We start from the raw sequence: 509 nt of genomic DNA on the forward strand, positions 1-509 counted from the left end.
TGCAGGATTTTCCCGTCTTTCAGTGCCTTGTTCAGTTCTTCCTGACGGGCGGTATATTTCTCCAGCGGCGTCTGCAGGCGTTCGTAAGCCTTCTGCGCCTCTTCGGTATATTTCAGCCGTGATGCCTCAGACTCGGCCCAGTCCTTTGCTGCCATCTCTCTGGCCTTTTCAAGATCGGCCTGCAACGTGGCGGCTGAAAGCCCAAGTTGCGCATTCGCTCTGTCCTCCCATGCTCCCCGGAGATTGGCAAGAAATGCTGAGGTTTTACCGCGCCGGTGGCTTCGGCTCTGATACCACTGCCATTTTTTGTCCGCCTCATCAAAAGCCTTTTCTGCTTTCTCCAGCATTCCCTGGGCAGTGTCCGGGCGACCAATATCCAGCACCGAATCCCACATGGATTTGAATGCCCGTGCTGTCCTGTCTGCCCAGGTCTCCAGCGTGCCCATGTTCTCTTTCAGGCGGCGGGTCTGGTCATCAAACCCTTTCGTCGCGGCCTCGTTCGCCGCCTG

General features: G+C 57.0%; 1 pseudogene. It reads right to left on the reverse strand.

What is annotated here, in order from left to right:
- Window positions 1–509 (reverse strand): annotated as a pseudogene (locus tag FQZ95_RS09355) (phage tail tape measure protein); the annotation flags it as partial.

The organism is Escherichia sp. HH41S (assembly GCF_009820115.1).
GTDB classification, from domain to species: Bacteria; Pseudomonadota; Gammaproteobacteria; order Enterobacterales; family Enterobacteriaceae; genus Escherichia; species Escherichia coli_F.